Source organism: Mesorhizobium sp. 131-3-5 (assembly GCF_016756575.1).
GTDB lineage: Bacteria > Pseudomonadota > Alphaproteobacteria > Rhizobiales > Rhizobiaceae > Mesorhizobium > Mesorhizobium jarvisii.
This window is the reverse complement of record NZ_AP023254.1, coordinates 4,211,909-4,227,065: the sequence shown is the minus strand read 5'-3', so window position 1 is coordinate 4,227,065 and position 15,157 is coordinate 4,211,909. Positions and strand designations below refer to the sequence as shown.

Sequence of the window (15,157 nt, the reverse complement as noted above, 5' to 3'; positions counted from 1 at the left end):
CCGGCAACGGGCGTCGCGCCTGACCGGGCTGAGCTGGGGGAAATGCGGGGGAAACAATGACTTACGGCCTGATCCTGGCGCTGGTATTCGGCTACCTCTTGGGCTCGATTCCCTTCGGGCTGCTGCTGACGCGCGCCGCCGGCCTCGGTGATGTGCGCAAGATCGGCTCCGGCAATATCGGCGCCACCAACGTCCTGCGCACCGGCAATAAGGGCCTGGCCGCCGCGACCTTGCTGCTCGATGCGCTGAAGGGCACCGCCGCCGTGCTGATCGCAGGCCATTTCGCACCGGAAACGGCGGTCTGGGCCGGCCTCGGCGCCTTTCTCGGTCATCTCTTCCCGGTCTGGCTTGGCTTCAAGGGCGGCAAGGGCGTCGCCACCTATCTCGGCGTGCTGATCGGCCTTGCCTGGCAGGTGGCACTGATCTTCGCCGTCATCTGGCTGGCGATGGCATTCCTGTTCCGCTACTCGTCGCTCGCGGCGCTGACGGCAGCCGTCATCGTGCCGATAGCCCTCTACTTCCTGAGCGCGCCGCAAATTGCCGTTTTGTTCGTGGTGATGAGCATCATTGTCTTCATCAAGCACAGGGCGAACATTTCGCGGCTGCTTGCCGGCACCGAGGGCAAGATCGGAGCCAAGGGGTGAGCGAGCGCGCCACCGCGGTGAGCGAGCCGGCCACCGGGCCGCGCCTCAGCGACCGGCAGCGGCTGAGCTGGCTGCGGCTGATCCGCACCCAGAATGTCGGCCCCGCTTCCTTTCGCGACCTGATCAACCGTTTCGGATCCGCCGAAGTGGCGCTGGAAATCCTGCCGGAACTGATGATTTCGGGCGGCGCCAGCCGGATCGCCCGCATTCCGTCGGTCGCCGAAGCCGAGGCCGAACTCGAGGCAGCCCGCCGGGCTGGCGCGCGCTTTGTCGGCATCGGCGAGCCCGACTATCCCCCGCTGCTGAGAAGCATGGACAATCCCCCACCTCTTTTGGCGGTCAAAGGCAATGCCGCTGTGTTCCGGCTGCCTGGCGTCGCCATCGTGGGCGCCCGCAATGCATCGCTGGCCGGCATCAAGATGGCGCGCATGCTGGCGGCCGCCCTTGGCGGCGACGGCTACGGCATCGTCTCGGGGCTGGCGCGCGGTATCGACACGGCGGCGCATCAGGGCAGCCTGCAAACCGGCACGGTCGCTGTGCTGGCCGGAGGCCTCGACCTGCCCTACCCGCCCGAAAATGCCGGCCTGTGCGCGGAAATTGCCGAGCGCGGCGCCATCATCTCCGAAATGCCGTTCGGCTGGCAGCCGCGTGCCCAGGATTTCCCACGCCGCAACCGTCTTGTCGCGGGTGCTGTCCTCGGGCTGGTGGTGGTCGAGGCCGCCCAGCGTTCGGGCTCGCTGATCAGCGCCAGGCTTGCCGGCGAAATGGGCCGGCTGGTTTTTGCCGTGCCGGGCTCTCCGCTCGATCCACGCGCCGCCGGCACCAACGGTCTGCTCAAGGACGGCGCCACGCTGGTCACCGAGGCATCGGACGTTTCGAGGGCGATCGCGCCGCTGACCGGCATGCGGGCGCCTGCTGTGCCACCGTTCGAGGACCCGCCCGACTTTTCGGCCACACCGCCACCCGGCGAGAGCGACCGCGCCAAGGTCAATGAGGCGCTAGGCCCGACACCGGTGCCAGTCGACGAGATCATCCGCCACACCGGCCTTCACCCGGCCCAGGTCTTCATGGTGCTTTTGGAACTCGACCTCGCCGGCCGGCTCGAACGCCATGCCGGCGGCAATGTTTCGCTGATTTTCGGGGATGGCTGAGCGCAGCCATCAATGACGGCCGGGCTGCTTCTCCCCAGTCTTGGCGTAATCCGGCGTGTTGGCTCCAAACAAATCGTTTTCGACAGCCTTGCGCCAGACTGCGTCCGCATCTTCGGGACGCAGCGGCTCAGCTGCCGCCTGGCGATCTCGGCTGTTCGTCTTGGATTGCCGCCGGAGCCAGGCGGGCATGATTTCCTGGATGAGGCTGGTCAGTTGGGTCATTGCAACTTCCTTCCATGCGCGTGAACCGGCAACGACTTAGGGGGCAGTCCGGTTCATTTGGACGTTGCGGCAAGCGTCGCCGCTTTCGCGGTCTCGCTTCTGCTCATCTCGTCCAGCCAGGCCAGGGCCGCGTCCACCCCAGCCAGCCCAAAAAGCGCCGCTGTCGATCCCTGCGGCTTTATGCGAACCGAAATGCCGTCCCATTCGTTGACGGTCTCGAACCCGTTCTCGTCGGACGTATCGTCGCCCAGGAACACCGGGCGTCGTCCCCTGAAGGCCGGAATTTGCAGGAAGCGCCGGATGGCTGCTCCCTTCGCCGCCTCCAGCGGCATCAGCTCCACACCGGCATTTCCGGCCAGGACCCGATATCCCGCAGGCAATCTGTCCAGTGCCTGTTCGACGAGTTGTGTCGCGCGTTGCAGCAGGTGCGGTGCCGCCCGCGTATGAATGGCCAGGATGGGTCCCTTGCGCTCGATATAGACATCCGCATTGTCCAGTTCCGTCGCGATTTCGTTGGCAAGCGCCGCAATATCAGCCGGTTCGTCGGCCGCCTCGACAGGACCATCGCGCGCCAGCCTGTGTTCCAGGCCATAAAGCCCGGCAGCGCGCAATCTGAGGGGCTGGAAGAGATGATCGACGGCGGCGATCGACCGTCCGGTGATGAACGCCAGTGCTCCGTCCAGTTGCGCTTCGAGCCGCACCAGCAGGGTGCGCAATTCGTCACCGACAACCACCGCATCGGGATGCGCGGCATGTTCGAGAAGCGTGCCATCGATATCGAGGAACAGGCTCCATGGTCCCTGCGGAACGACCGGCACGGCGAGGTTTGGCGAGATCGACATCATAGCGCCGCCACCCGTCTGCGATCGAGCAGCGATATGACGTTGCCTGGGGCCGCTGGAGCGGCGCTGACGGCACGATCGACCGCGTCGCGCTTGCGCAAGCGCGCGGCATCGAGAAGCATGCTGCCCGCCCACCGGTAGACATTGTTGTCGCGCACGATCTCGCGCATGCGTCGCATGCGCTGGCTTTGCTCTTCCTGCGACATGGTCAAGGCCTGCAGCAAGGCATCGCCCATCATGGCCGCGTCATAGGGATTGACGATCAGTGCGTCCAGAAGCTCCTTGGAGGCGCCGGCGAACATGCTGAGCAGCAGCACGCCCTGTTCGTCCTCACGCGCCGCGACAAACTCCTTGGCGACCAGGTTCATGCCGTCATGCAGGCTGGTGACCATGCAAACGTCGGCGGCACGATAGATTTCGTAGACCTGCTGCTGCGAGTGATGTTCCGTTATCATCAGGACGGGCGTGTAGCCTTCGCGACCATAGCGCCGGTTGAGATCCTCGGCATGGCTCAGGCACTCCTCGTAGAGTTGCTGATAGGCAGGCAAGGTGCCGCGGCTGGGCGCAGCGATCTGCAGGAACGCCACCTTGCCGATCCATTCGGGATGAAGCGTCAGCAGCTCATCGAGGGCATTGAAGCGATCGAGGATGCCCTTGGTGTAGTCGAGACGTTCAACGCCCACGCACAGCTTGACATTTTCGGCCAGGCCGAATTTCTCGCGAACCTGCCGGCGGCATTGCGCCATGTCAGGCAGTTTGCCCAGTTGCGCCGGCGGCCATTCGATCGAGATCGGATAGGCATGGACCAAGCTGATCTGGCCGCCATAGGAAATGGCCGAATCCTCGCGCTCGATCCTGCTTTCCAGGAAACGGTCGACGCTGTCGATGAAGTTGTTGCAATGGAACTGGGTGTGGAAACCGACGATCGAACTGCCGAGCAGGCCGTCGAGAATCTTCTCGCGCCATGGGCAAATGCTGAATACCTCGGAATTCGGCCACGGAATATGCCAGAAGGTGATGATGATCGCCTCGGGCAGCCGCTCACGGATCATTCGCGGCAGCAGCGCGAAATGATAATCCTGGACCAGAACGATCGGCCGCTCGTTGCGGGCCTCCGCGACAACGGTGTCGGCGAATTTGCGGTTGACCGCCTCGTAGGCCTCCCAATCCGAGGCGCGGAATATCGGCCGGGTGAAAGCGATATGGCAAAGCGGCCAGAGGCCTTCATTGGCAAAGCCGAGATAATAGCCTTGCTGTTCTTCCTCGCTCAGCCAGACACGGCGCAGCGTGTAGGAAGGGTTGTCCGGCGGCACCTCGATCCGATCGTTCTTGTCGACCACCAGCTTGTCGGCCGAACCGCCGCCATAGGCGATCCACGTGCCCGCACAGGCGCGTGTGATCGGCTCCAGTGCCGAGACGAGCCCGCTCGCGGGTACGACCAGCTGGATGTCGTCGCCCTCGCGGTTGTGGATATACGGTTCACGGTTTGAGACGACGATCACCTGGGCATCGGGAAGTTCGGTGGCCAGGATGTGACGCAGCGTTTCGGGCGACCACTGCACCAGTGCCGCGGCCGCCGACTGTCCGTTCTTCTCGAATTCCGGCAATGGGCCGCGAGCTGGGTCAACCTCCACAGCGGCCAGCCTGCTGCCCTTGCGCGCCCGCAACACCATCGTCACCAGCACAATGGCCAGGACGCAGACAGCCGCAACAACGAAGAGCCACAATGTGAAAACGGGAACGACTAGATACGAACTGTTGTCGGGCATTGAAATCGATTACCTTTCAATGGGATACCGCAGCGGCTTTATGGGCTGGAGTTTCGGCACCCCATGGCGTGGTGGTCCAACGCTCACGGTGCAGGATGGTTCCGATTTTTCAGCTCCTGACCACGAGCGGCACCAGCCCCTCATGCGGTTCGGCAAGGAAGGCGCCGACGCGATCCCCGACGCGCTGGAACGTCAGATCCACCGCCGCCTGCCCTACCGAAAGATGGCGGATGACGAGGTTGTCGATGCCGATCGGCAGGCGCGGCCGGGTCACATGGATTTCGCCTGTCCAGCCGTCGATCTGCAGGCCGAGGCACGATTGCATGAGCATGAAGGCGGAGCCGGCGGACCAGGCTTGCGGCAGGCAAGCCACCGGATAGGCGATCGGTGCTTCGCCGGCCGCGCGCGTGAAGCCGCAAAACAGTTCCGGCAACCGCATGTTGAAATGGACAGCGGATTCGAAGGTGCCGCTCATCAGCCGCACGACGCTGTCGCGGATACCGTACCGCGCCAGCCCGGCAGCACAGATCGCTGTATCGTGCGGCCAGATGGAGCCGTTGTGGTAGGACATCGGGTTGAAGAAGATCGCGTCGTCCGCCAGCGTCCGCAGCCCCCAGCCGGAATGAAACGAGGCCGACAGCAGCTGATCGGCGACCATGCGCGCGCGATCCGGACCGGGAAGGCCGACATAGAGCAGGTGACCGGCATTGGACGTGCGCACCTTGCAAGGTTGACCATCGCCGTCCAGCGCCAGCGCATAGTAGCCGAGGTCTTCCATCCAGAAATGGCGCTCGACTTCTTGGCGAATGGTGTCGGCGCGTATTTCCCAGCTCTCGGCGCGTTCCGCCTCGCCACGCAGCCGTGCCAGCTTCGCCAACCCCTGGAACGCCGCGAAGACGTAGCCCTGCACCTCGACCAGCGCGATCGGCCCCTTCGGAATGCGGCCATCGGCGTGAAAGACGGAATCGAAACTGTCCTTCCATCCCTGGTTGGCAAGGCCGGATTCCGCGGCGCGCTGGTAGGTGAGGAACCCCGTCGAACGGCTCGCCGTTTCGATCCATTCGGCCGCGGCGCAAAGCGATGGCCATAGCGTATCGATGAAGGCCGTATCCCCCGTGCGGTCCGCATAGGCGCAGGCAAGGTGGATATAGAGCGGCGTCGTGTCGACACCGCCATAATAGCGGCCGAACGGCAGTTCGCTTAGCGCCACCATCTCGCCCTTGCGGGTCTCGTGCATGATCTTGCCGGGTTCGGAATCGCTGAAAGGCGATGTCTCGGTCGCCTGGTGTTGAGCGAGAAACGCCAGGACGCCGCGCGCCAGACCGGGATTGAGCCAAAGCATCTGCAAGGCCGAGATCACGCCGTCCCGGCCGAAGGCGGTCGAGAACCAGGGAATGCCGGCATAGGGATAGGGCCCGGTCGCCAATTCCGTGGTGAGCAGCGCGACATCGGCGCGCGCGCGCTCCATCCAGTCGTTGAAGACGCGGCCGGAACTATGCAGCGTCGCGCCATGCCGGCGCTTGGCGCGCATGCCGAAGCGAGCGCGGGCGGCAGCCGCGCGAAACCGGCGGCTTTCGGGGCGATCGTCTGTCGCGTTGCCCACTTCCACATAAAGCGTCTGGCTGCTGCGCTTGGTGACGGCGATGACGAAATCGGCGCGCTCGGAAGTCAGTTGATCGGGCGTCTGTGAGAATGAAATCGCCGATGTCCGCACGACCTTGTCCAGGCCTTCGTAGCGAAGCACGACCGCGTTCCCCGTGATCTCGGCCGTATGGGCGGTTCCACGTTTCGATCGGGTCGAGCCGCGGACCTCGAACATGTCGCGGAAATCGGCGGCAAAACGCAGCGACAGCAGGATCGTAGAATGCTCGCGGCTGTAGTTGGACAGCGTTATGCGCTCATAAAGCCTTTCCTCCCACAACAGCCGGACGCGCTCGATATGCATAGCGCCTTGCGGAATCTGGCGGCCAGCGGCGCTCTCTATCGGCAGATTGGTGAGGTTGGTGGTGAAGAGCACGTTGTCCTGGCTGAGCGACGCGCCCAGCAACGACGTCGACCGCCCGCCGACGGTGAGGCGAAATTCGGAAAGCACGCGCGTGTCGTCGCGAAAAAACCCGTCGCCGACACCGCGTATATCGCCATAGGCATCGGCAACGGCAAAGCAATCGCCATGCTTGAGGGCGAACAGCCGATGCGGCTCCCTCGGCGCGGTTTCGTCCAGAGAAGCCAGAGCTATGGCAGGATCAAGCTTGCGCTCGTCGAGTTGGGTGATGGTCAACAGGATTGTCCCCGTGCTGGGTTTTTCGGACGGGTGAAGGCCTACGACGCTCTGCTTTGCTCATGGCCGTTGCGCAGCAGGGAATAAGCCTCGACGTAGTCCCTGGCCATTCTGTCGGCTGAAAACCGCCTTTCGAACACCGCCCTTATGCGCCGCCTGTCGAGCTGCAGGAGAGCCGGCATCGTGGCGACCGCATCCTCGATGGTTTCGACGACGAAGCCTGTAACCCCATAGTCGACGATTTCGGGCATGGCGCCGCAACTCCAGGCCATGACTGGGGTTCCACAGGCCATGGCTTCGATCACGGCAAGGCCGAAGGGTTCGGGCCAATCGATCGGAAACAGCAGGGCGGCTGCATTGCCAAGAAACCCGCTCTTCTGGTCCTCGCCGATTTCGCCGACATATTCGACCCGGTCGCCATCGATCATCGGTTGAACGACTTCCTCGAAATAGGCGCGGTCGCCATCGCCGATCTTGGCTGCTAGCTTGAGTTTCAGGCCGGTGCGGCGGGCGATGTCGATCGCCCGGTCCGGCCGCTTGTCGCGCGACATCCTGCCGAGAAAGGCAAGATAACCGCCATCCGAGCCTGCCTCGAAATCGGGTTCGTAGAGATCGACGGGCAGGCCGTGATGGATCGTGGCAAGCCAGTTGGCGGACGCAAACCTCGCCCGTTGGCTGCGCGATATGGAAACCATCGGGAAGCGCGGGAACCGGTCATAGGCCTGCGCGAGATCCGCGTAATCCAGCCTGCCATGCGGCGTCGTCACCGTGCGCTGCGGCATATCGCGGAAAAATGGGAAATGCAGGAAATGGCTGAGGTGGAAATGAATGACGTCAAAATCGTCGGCGCGTTTCCTCACCTCGTCGAGCATCGACAGATGCGCCGCGATCTCGGACTTCAGCGGGCGTGGATCAAGACGAAGCGCCCGCTCGCGGCAGGGCACGAGTTTGGCGGAAGTCTTCGTGTCGCCGCTGGCGAACAGCGTCACCTCGTGGCCGAGGTCGACGAGGGCTTCGGTCAGGTAGGAAATGATGCGCTCTGTGCCGCCGTAGAGCCTTGGCGGAACGGATTCGTACAGCGGCGCCACATGAGCGATCTTCATGGCCCGGCCTTCCCTCAATGCGCTGGTCATGGAACGAAATGCTTCAGCCGCAGGATCGTTCCGGCCCTTTGGCGGGTGCGACGAAATGGATCGAAGGACGTTTGATGTCCGATCAAGCCGCCCTATTTCTTTTTGACTGCCGAATTTGTACGCACGGCAGCCTAGGGAGGCTCCGGTGGAACCCAAGGATGTGCAGGAACCCAGGGGCATTGCAGCCCGCCGCCTGAGCATGATCATCGAACAATATGTCGAGGCCAGAAAACGGCGTTATGACTTCGTATCGACGGATCAGGCCGCCAGGGTGATCCGCAAGATCCTGAAACCCGCGGACCCAGCCCTCTCCGACCGCAAGCTCGACGATATGGTCGCCGCCCTCGCCGTCAAGAACGGCCTGGCTGTCGTCTTCGATCGCGGCGTCCGAGGACCGGCCGACGCCGCCGAAGCCGACCTGAGCAGAAAGGAACCGACCATGCGAGCACCAACGGAGATTCCCGATGTTGCCGGCGCGGTGGACGCCATTCTGGCCACCCAGACCGCCCCGCTTTCCCAAGACACCCCGCTTTCCCAAATTACTTCGCTTTCCCAAATTGCTCCGCTTTCAATGAGCGCGGTGATCTCGCTGCTGCGCGAACGGACCGGCACCAAGCGATCGGACGCGGATCTGGAAGGCCTGATCGCCAAGAAGGCCGCCGTCCTGGACGTGCATCTGTCGCGAAACAGCTGAACGGTCGATCGCCACTGCTGCGGAGTCCTGCGAGCGAGACGAACGTCCTCGCTCGCGACATTCGGTTGCAGCGGAAAGCCACGGATCGACCCCACAACGCCGTCGAATGAAACAAATCCTGTGTGCGGCCTTTCCCATGATCGGCACATACTGTAATTGCCCGCAGGTTAAGGCTGCCGCGCTTCAACTGGGGCTGAACTGGCCTCAGCCGGAACGTTATCCGATCGAATTTTTTCCCTACAAGAACGTGTGTTTCGTCCAATGGCCGATAATTTTGGTTCGACGTCGGAACGCTCGTCGACGGACTACTTGGCTTTCCTTGACGGGCTCCGGGCCATCGCGATCCTGTCAGTCGTGTTCTACCATCTGTATGGCGACCGCATCCCCAATGGTTTTTTAGGGGTTGATGTTTTCTTCGTAATTTCTGGTTTCGTCGTCAGCTATACGGTGTCGAGGCGCTACCGGGGCCAGTCCGCTTTTCATTTTGTCTTGGAATTCTATGCGCGCCGATTCACAAGAATCATGCCGGCGCTGTTGGTGTGCTTACTGTTTAGTGCGCTCGCCACCTTTCTGTTTGTTCCGGACGCTTGGCTCAGCACATCAATCAGCAAAACCGCCTCTTCCGCCTTTGTCGGCCTCAGCAATATCTTCCTGGCCAAGGGAACCGACTATTTTTCACCCGTGACCGAATTTAACCCATTCACCCACACGTGGTCTCTTGGGGTTGAGGAACAATTCTACGTCGTTTTCCCGCTGCTGTTTTTTCCTTGGGTAATAGGACCGCGCGGGAAGAGATTCTCGGCGCTTGTTTATGGTGCGCTCGCCGTCGTGTCGGTGGCGGTATGGCTTCATCTACTGGCTGCGAATCCGCTTCAGGCCTTCTATATGCCCTATGCCCGCTTTTGGCAGTTGGCATGCGGCATATTGTGCTTTCAGCTTGTCAGCCGGATAGGGGAACGGACGGGCTTCGAAAGGCATTGCAATCTTGCAGCCACGATCGCGCTGATCGGACTCGTGGCAACGTTCGCGCTCGACTTTGGCAAGGCCTACGATGGGCTTGAGAACATCGCTGCCGTTGCCTGCACCACTGTCTTGATCGGATGCCTCTACTATCTGGGAAGCGACCGTGCGCCACACTTTGCGGTGTTGGAAATAAAGCCGGTCAGATTCGTCGGATGGATCTCTTATTCTCTCTACCTGTGGCATTGGCCAATCTTGGTGATCGCAAGATGGACGATAGGCACCGAAACCACCGCCACAAAATTAACAGCGTTGCTGGCGGCCGTGGCGTTCAGCCTCGCTTCGTATTTCTGGATCGAAACACCGACGCGTCGATTGCGGCTTCTGAGAACCGCCCCCGACATAGCCGTTGTCGCCCTCTTTCTGGCTGTCATCGCTGCTGCATTTTTCGGCTTCAAGCTGATGCGCGACAATCGATATGAAATCGCCTTGAGCACGGTCATGAGGAATAGAGGCGAATGGTACGCGACCTCACCAGACACCTCTCCCCAGTCTCCTGGTTGCGCCGTCGTCACGGAAACTGTGGAAGAAGCGCAGTTCTTCACCAAAGGCGGGTGCCCGGGCGAAGGGCGTAGCGAGACCTTGTTCGTGCTGGGCGACTCTCACGCGGGAGCCTACATTCCTCTCCTGAAGCGCTTCACGCTCGAAACCGGTATCCGAACAGTGGTGGTGTCGACCGCTGGTTGCCCGTTTGTCAGCTTGGATCTTCGCCACGACACTGAGCCGACGTGCGCTCATGCCACGGCTGCCAGTGCAGCCTACATAGCCAAGATTGCCAAGCCTCGCGACCTGCTGTTCCTGCCCTCGCTCCGGCTGACCCGACTTAGCCTTCAATGGGCTGCTGGCCCCGACAGCAGCCCGCAGAGCAGCGAGCAGCAGACGGAACAAGCCGTCAAGAACGCTATCGATCAACTTACCCCCCTCTCCAAGGCGGGACTGTCGATTGTTTTCGAGGGCCCAAAGCCAATCTTCAGGGCCCCGGCCTTTCGATGCAGTGATTGGTTCAATTCAATGAATCCGTCCTGTGCCAACGGATTCGACATCGATCGAAAGCTGATAGAAAATCTTCGATCACCAATTTTGAAGGGCTACGCTGGGATATCAGCGGCTCTGCCGAACATTCACGTCTGGGACCCTTTGCCTACGCTCTGCCCGCAAGTTACATGTTCGGCATTCAGGAACGGACACCCGTTGTTCTTCGACGGCGATCATGTCACGGCCTATGCCAATTCGCTTCTGGTGGAGGACTTCGTGTCAGAGATCGAGTCCACAATTTCTAAAGACCAAACAGCACGCCTTAGGATGTGAACCACGTGCCGGCCGGCTTGGCGCCCATGGTGAGAATTTTTCAACCTGCCCGCCAACATTTTCGGGAAAGCCCGGACCGTCGAGAAAGCCAGCGTCTCACCGGGTCCAGCCATGGATCGGGCCTGTCGACCAGCTTCAATGACACGCCGATGTTTTCGAGCACCATCGCTCTCATGACGTGTTCCATATTGCGCCGGAAAAACAAATCCCGTGACTGCCCAGCCTATTCCGCCGTGGCGCGGCCAAACCCACAAGGCCGGCGATCCCGGCAGGCTTTCGAAAACTGCGGCAGTCGCAGGTTCCGGCCGGGCGGCTGCCTGGTTCAGCATCTATGGCTCGACAGTGAATTCGGCCCACATGCCGGCTCCATAGTGACCTGGCACGTTGCAGATAAGCAGGTATTTTCCAGCCTTCAGTTCGACCGTCAATGTGCCTGATTTTCCGGGATCAAGCTCCGAAACTTCGCCCTTGTCGCCGGCCCTATCTTCGTCGACGCGGTTCTCGGCATCAAGGTAGGGAAGCGGCTTGCTGGGATCAGCAAGGTACATGACGATCATTTCGTGAACGGTGTCCTTGGAATCATTCTTCACACTGAATGTGACCTCCCCGGCCTTCGCCGCTCCAGGGGAAGCCTTGATACCCATCGTGGCCTTGGAGAGATCGATCCCGGGCGTGGCGTAGGCGAGCCCCATGGGCATTTCCACGCTTGCCCCCTTGTCCCACAGCGAGACCTGGACAATCGAAGCAGCCCGGGTCGCGTCGGCGCTGCCGATCATAAGCATTGCGGCCGCAAGCCCGATCGTAGCTCTCCTCGATATGGTTTTCATGACTTTTCTCCTTGGGATGGCAGCAGAAGCGCTCTGTATCCGAGCCATCATCCTGCTCGCGGCGCCACCCGCGGTCCTTGCGCCAGATCAAACCGACCGGCGGTGAGCCCGATCGGCGGTGCCTATGCCGCTGTCAGCCAGTTGTCAGGTTGAATTGGCTATCCCGCACCAATGACGGTGATGCCGCCGTCTGACCGAATCGGTCGAATCCACCCCTCAAGGCGCAACATCCGCGCCCAACCTCTCGAATGGAGCCATCATGTATCGCACCCTCGTCCTCGCCGCGCTCGCCGGCATCATTGCAGGACCGGCGCTCGCTGCTGGCGGCAGCTGCAGCACCGCCTCGAAATCACAGTTCAAGCCCAAGGCAACGCTCGAGGCGCAATTGACCGGCGAAGGTCTTACCGTCCGCCAGATCAAGGTCGAGAAGGGTTGCTACGAAGTCTACGCAGTCGACAAGGCCGGCAAGAAAGTGAATCTGGCCTACAATGCCGAGACCCTTGAAAAGCTCGACAATGCCGAAGCCGGCGAAAACTGATCGCAACGCTTCAAGAGCGGCGGACGCGCAACCATCGCTGGAGATGGTGCGCGTCTGGGACCGGGTCGTGCGGGGCTTTCACTGGGCGCTGGTGCTCAGCTTCATCACGGCCTGGCTCACCTCCCATTCTTCGGAGGACGTTCACCATTGGGCCGGCTACACCGCTGCGGCGCTGGTCGCAATGCGGCTCTTATGGGGTGTTCTGGGCACGCCCTATGCGCGCTTCTCGCAATTCGTGCGCGACCCGGCGACGGTGCTGCGTTATCTCTCGGCAATACTGAGCGGCCGCGAAGCCCGGTACATCGGCCACAACCCAGCCGGCGGCGCAATGGTGGTCGTGCTGATCGCGGCGATGGGGTCAACCGCATTGACCGGTTGGCTGATGACGACGGACGCGTATTTCGGCGTCTCGTGGGTCGAAACGGCGCACAGCCTGAGCGCGCACGGCTTACTTGTGCTGGTCCTTTTCCATATTGGGGGCGTCGCGCTGGCAAGCTTTCGTCATCGCGAAAATCTGGTACTGGCCATGATCACGGGGCGAAAACGCAAGGCCGAGCCGGCGGACATTGCCTGACGACCTATTAACCGACCAAATCCGATTTGCGCCCTGGACGATTTCGGAGGCGCAAGTTGGTCGCTACCTGTTCGACATGGTCCTGGAAGCACGATGCGACAAGGGCGGAGCGGACAAGATAAGAGCAGAACGCGGCGTGATCGTCATCTGCACCGGCAGTGGCGGGGTTCCGGTGATAGCCCGGGACGACGGCAGTCTTTCCGGCGTGGAAGCCGCCATCGACAAGGATCTGGCAAGCTCGCTTCTCGCTCGCGCGTTGAAGGCAGACACGCCGCTTATGCTGACGGATGTCGAAGGCGTCTATATCGATTACGGAACGGCGACTGATCGCCCGCCGCGGCGCGTAGGCCCGAAGGAGCTATCGGGGAAGAATTTTCCGGCTGGCTCCATGGGACCGAAGGACAGCGCAGCAATCGAGTTCATTGAAGCGACAGGCAAACCTGCCGCAACCGGCAAGCTCAATGACGCCATTGAAATTGTCAGAGGTGAAAAGGGGCACCTGGTTCGCCGGTCGGTAGGAGAGATATCCCAGCGGGACACGCCCACCTATCATGGAACCACCATCACCGCCCATTCTGCTCGGCGCGAGTAAAATTAGAGGCCAGTCGAGAATAGCGATCCCATCAACCTGAGCCCTGATGCCCTGCCATGGTTCTTTATCCCTCTCCGGCAATCTGGCTCTTGGCTGAAGACAAAATTGCTCGCCATGACGAACGCCAATAGCTGAGGGTTCATAGCGCTCGGCACCACGATCGCAGCTTCGATCAACCCGCGGATCAAAACGCAGTCGATATGCTATCCGTTGACAGGCAGGCTTTCTCGCGCCCTTCTTGCCCTGAATCAATTGCCGGCCTTCCACCTTATGCGTCCTTGTTCTCGAGCGCCCTACGCATGCGCCTGATAATCGCTGCGCGGCCCCTCTCGTCGGCCGCAGCGCTCACCGCCTGATTTACGTCAAGGAGAAGCCTTGAAAGGTCGTTGTGCCAATCGAGGTGCGCAATCTTCTCCGACTTCAGACGGCGTGGCTCGTTGAGCTCGACCACCAAACTGCCACTGGGGGTCAATTGGAAGGCATCGTCCAGCCTTGGGATGATGATCTTGTCGTGGGGTATAAGTCCTGCAAGCCTTCCACGCAGGCCGCCGAGACCAGCGTCCTCCCCATGCGTCAGAAACACCCGCTGCCTCACCGGCGTTCGGGCCTTGTGCCAGGCGACCAGCTCGCTGGCGTCGGCGTGGCCGGAATAGAGCTCGAACAGGCTGATCCGCGCCTTGACGTCGACTTCCTCACCCTGGATGCGCACGCGTTGCGCACCATCAAGCAGAATCCTGCCGAGCGACCCCTGGGCCTGATATCCGGCCATCATGACCGTGGCGTTCCGGCGCCAGAGATTGGCCTTGAGATGATGGCGAATACGTCCCGCGTCGCACATGCCGCTGGCGGCGATCACCACGAAGAAGCCGCTCAGGCGGTTGATCGCCTTGCTCTGCTCCACCGTCTCGGTAAAGCGCAATTCCTTCGAGTTGAGCGCTTGGCGCAGCACATCGCCCTGTTCGATCTCCTTGGCATGTCGCTCGAAAATCGCGCTGGCGCGTGTTGCCAGCGGCGAGTCGACGAAGACCGGCGCTGACGGCACCTGCCCTGCTTGCATAAGCAAATACAGATCGACCAGCAGTTCTTGCGTCCTTTCGACAGCGAAGGACGGAATGATAAGGGGCCCGCCGGCCTCTGCGGCGCCACGAACGATGTCGCCGAGTTGGGTTCGCCGCTCTTCTGGCGAAACGTCCGGGCGGTCGCGGTCACCGTAGGTCGATTCGCAGATCAGATAGTCGACGCCGGCGGGCCCCTCGGGATCGGTTTGAAGCAGCTTGTGGCCTGGGCCGATGTCGCCCGAAAACATGATGCGCAACGGGGCATCGCGTCGGTCGATCTCAAGCTCCACCGATGCCGAACCAAGCAGATGGCCCGCGTTCCAGAAGCGGGCGCGAAGGCCATCGGCGACGGTGGTCCATGCGCCGTATTCCAGGGCGCGAAACAAAGTCATGCATGCGGCCGCATCCTGCAGGGTGTAGATCGGTTCAACCGGCGGCCGGCCGCGCTGTGCGTTGCGCATGCAGTCCGCCAAGGTCTCGCAGCTATTTGGAAAGGTTCTTCAGCCT

General features: G+C 61.7%; 14 protein-coding genes. 7 read left to right on the top strand and 7 right to left on the bottom strand.

Annotation, left to right across the window (positions count from 1 at the left end):
• The first annotated feature begins 56 nt into the window (after positions 1–56).
• On the top strand, positions 57–644 hold the full coding sequence (gene plsY / locus JG747_RS20545; protein WP_010909584.1) for a glycerol-3-phosphate 1-O-acyltransferase PlsY: 588 nt from the start codon (positions 57–59) through the stop codon (positions 642–644).
• A gap of 17 nt (positions 645–661) precedes the next feature.
• A complete protein-coding gene (dprA, locus tag JG747_RS20540; RefSeq protein ID WP_027046858.1) occupies positions 662–1,795 on the top strand; it encodes a DNA-processing protein DprA in 1,134 nt (377 codons plus the stop codon).
• Positions 1,796–1,804: 9 nt separating this feature from the next.
• Here dprA and JG747_RS20535 read toward each other — a convergent pair whose 3' ends face one another.
• From JG747_RS20535 to JG747_RS20515, 5 genes are all read right to left on the bottom strand, one after another.
• Positions 1,805–2,017: a hypothetical protein gene (locus tag JG747_RS20535; RefSeq protein WP_019858240.1), complete on the bottom strand. Its 213-nt coding sequence runs from the start codon at positions 2,015–2,017 to the stop codon at positions 1,805–1,807.
• Between the two features lie 53 nt (positions 2,018–2,070).
• Complete coding sequence (otsB, locus tag JG747_RS20530) at positions 2,071–2,862, bottom strand: trehalose-phosphatase (RefSeq protein WP_202359909.1); 792 nt, start codon at positions 2,860–2,862, stop codon at positions 2,071–2,073.
• Complete coding sequence (locus JG747_RS20525; RefSeq protein WP_202359908.1) at positions 2,859–4,628, bottom strand: alpha,alpha-trehalose-phosphate synthase (UDP-forming); 1,770 nt, start codon at positions 4,626–4,628, stop codon at positions 2,859–2,861. The genes otsB and JG747_RS20525 overlap by 4 nt, the downstream gene beginning before the upstream one ends.
• 109 nt (positions 4,629–4,737) lie before the next feature.
• Positions 4,738–6,900: an amylo-alpha-1,6-glucosidase gene (locus JG747_RS20520; protein ID WP_202362324.1), complete on the bottom strand. Its 2,163-nt coding sequence runs from the start codon at positions 6,898–6,900 to the stop codon at positions 4,738–4,740.
• Positions 6,901–6,947: 47 nt separating this feature from the next.
• Positions 6,948–8,009: a glycosyltransferase family 4 protein gene (locus tag JG747_RS20515; protein WP_202359907.1), complete on the bottom strand. Its 1,062-nt coding sequence runs from the start codon at positions 8,007–8,009 to the stop codon at positions 6,948–6,950.
• Positions 8,010–8,184: 175 nt separating this feature from the next.
• Here JG747_RS20515 and JG747_RS20510 point away from each other — a divergent pair, with 175 nt between their 5' ends.
• Both JG747_RS20510 and JG747_RS20505 read left to right on the top strand, forming a co-directional pair.
• On the top strand, positions 8,185–8,733 hold the full coding sequence (locus JG747_RS20510; protein WP_223217733.1) for a hypothetical protein: 549 nt from the start codon (positions 8,185–8,187) through the stop codon (positions 8,731–8,733).
• A 261-nt stretch (positions 8,734–8,994) separates the two neighbouring features.
• Complete coding sequence (locus JG747_RS20505) at positions 8,995–11,061, top strand: acyltransferase family protein (protein WP_202359906.1); 2,067 nt, start codon at positions 8,995–8,997, stop codon at positions 11,059–11,061.
• A gap of 329 nt (positions 11,062–11,390) precedes the next feature.
• On the opposite strand, the gene JG747_RS20500 is transcribed toward JG747_RS20505, so the two are convergent.
• Positions 11,391–11,888, bottom strand: a complete 498-nt coding sequence (locus tag JG747_RS20500) for a cupredoxin domain-containing protein (RefSeq protein ID WP_069092208.1) — start codon at positions 11,886–11,888, stop codon at positions 11,391–11,393.
• Between the two features lie 259 nt (positions 11,889–12,147).
• Here JG747_RS20500 and JG747_RS20495 point away from each other — a divergent pair, with 259 nt between their 5' ends.
• From JG747_RS20495 to JG747_RS20485, 3 genes are read left to right on the top strand one after another with little or no spacing between them, the layout of a single operon-like run.
• The gene (locus JG747_RS20495) at positions 12,148–12,426 is read left to right on the top strand and encodes a PepSY domain-containing protein (protein ID WP_019858251.1); all 279 of its coding nucleotides are present in this window, start codon (positions 12,148–12,150) and stop codon (positions 12,424–12,426) included.
• Complete coding sequence (locus JG747_RS20490) at positions 12,404–13,000, top strand: cytochrome b/b6 domain-containing protein (protein ID WP_342216756.1); 597 nt, start codon at positions 12,404–12,406, stop codon at positions 12,998–13,000. Before JG747_RS20495 ends, JG747_RS20490 begins: the two co-directional genes overlap by 23 nt.
• Positions 12,993–13,592 carry an amino acid kinase family protein gene (locus tag JG747_RS20485; RefSeq protein ID WP_244748166.1) on the top strand — a complete coding sequence of 200 codons (600 nt, stop codon included), beginning with the start codon at positions 12,993–12,995 and terminating at the stop codon, positions 13,590–13,592. The genes JG747_RS20490 and JG747_RS20485 overlap by 8 nt, the downstream gene beginning before the upstream one ends.
• Before the next feature lie 268 nt (positions 13,593–13,860).
• Here JG747_RS20485 and JG747_RS20480 read toward each other — a convergent pair whose 3' ends face one another.
• Positions 13,861–15,111 carry an MBL fold metallo-hydrolase gene (locus tag JG747_RS20480; protein ID WP_244748165.1) on the bottom strand — a complete coding sequence of 417 codons (1,251 nt, stop codon included), beginning with the start codon at positions 15,109–15,111 and terminating at the stop codon, positions 13,861–13,863.
• Positions 15,112–15,157 lie beyond the last annotated feature (46 nt).

Bases quoted from the DNA above. Each gene is read 5' to 3' on its own strand.
- plsY (WP_010909584.1), top strand. From the start codon at position 57: ATGACTTACGGCCTGATCCTGGCGCTGGTATTCGGCTACCTCTTGGGC.
- JG747_RS20535 (WP_019858240.1), bottom strand. From the start codon at position 2,017: ATGACCCAACTGACCAGCCTCATCCAGGAAATCATGCCCGCCTGGCTC.
- otsB (WP_202359909.1), bottom strand. From the start codon at position 2,862: ATGATGTCGATCTCGCCAAACCTCGCCGTGCCGGTCGTTCCGCAGGGA.
- JG747_RS20525 (WP_202359908.1), bottom strand. From the start codon at position 4,628: ATGCCCGACAACAGTTCGTATCTAGTCGTTCCCGTTTTCACATTGTGG.
- JG747_RS20515 (WP_202359907.1), bottom strand. From the start codon at position 8,009: ATGAAGATCGCTCATGTGGCGCCGCTGTACGAATCCGTTCCGCCAAGG.
- JG747_RS20505 (WP_202359906.1), top strand. From the start codon at position 8,995: ATGGCCGATAATTTTGGTTCGACGTCGGAACGCTCGTCGACGGACTAC.
- JG747_RS20500 (WP_069092208.1), bottom strand. From the start codon at position 11,888: ATGAAAACCATATCGAGGAGAGCTACGATCGGGCTTGCGGCCGCAATG.
- JG747_RS20495 (WP_019858251.1), top strand. From the start codon at position 12,148: ATGTATCGCACCCTCGTCCTCGCCGCGCTCGCCGGCATCATTGCAGGA.
- JG747_RS20490 (WP_342216756.1), top strand. From the start codon at position 12,404: ATGCCGAAGCCGGCGAAAACTGATCGCAACGCTTCAAGAGCGGCGGAC.
- JG747_RS20480 (WP_244748165.1), bottom strand. From the start codon at position 15,111: ATGCGCAACGCACAGCGCGGCCGGCCGCCGGTTGAACCGATCTACACC.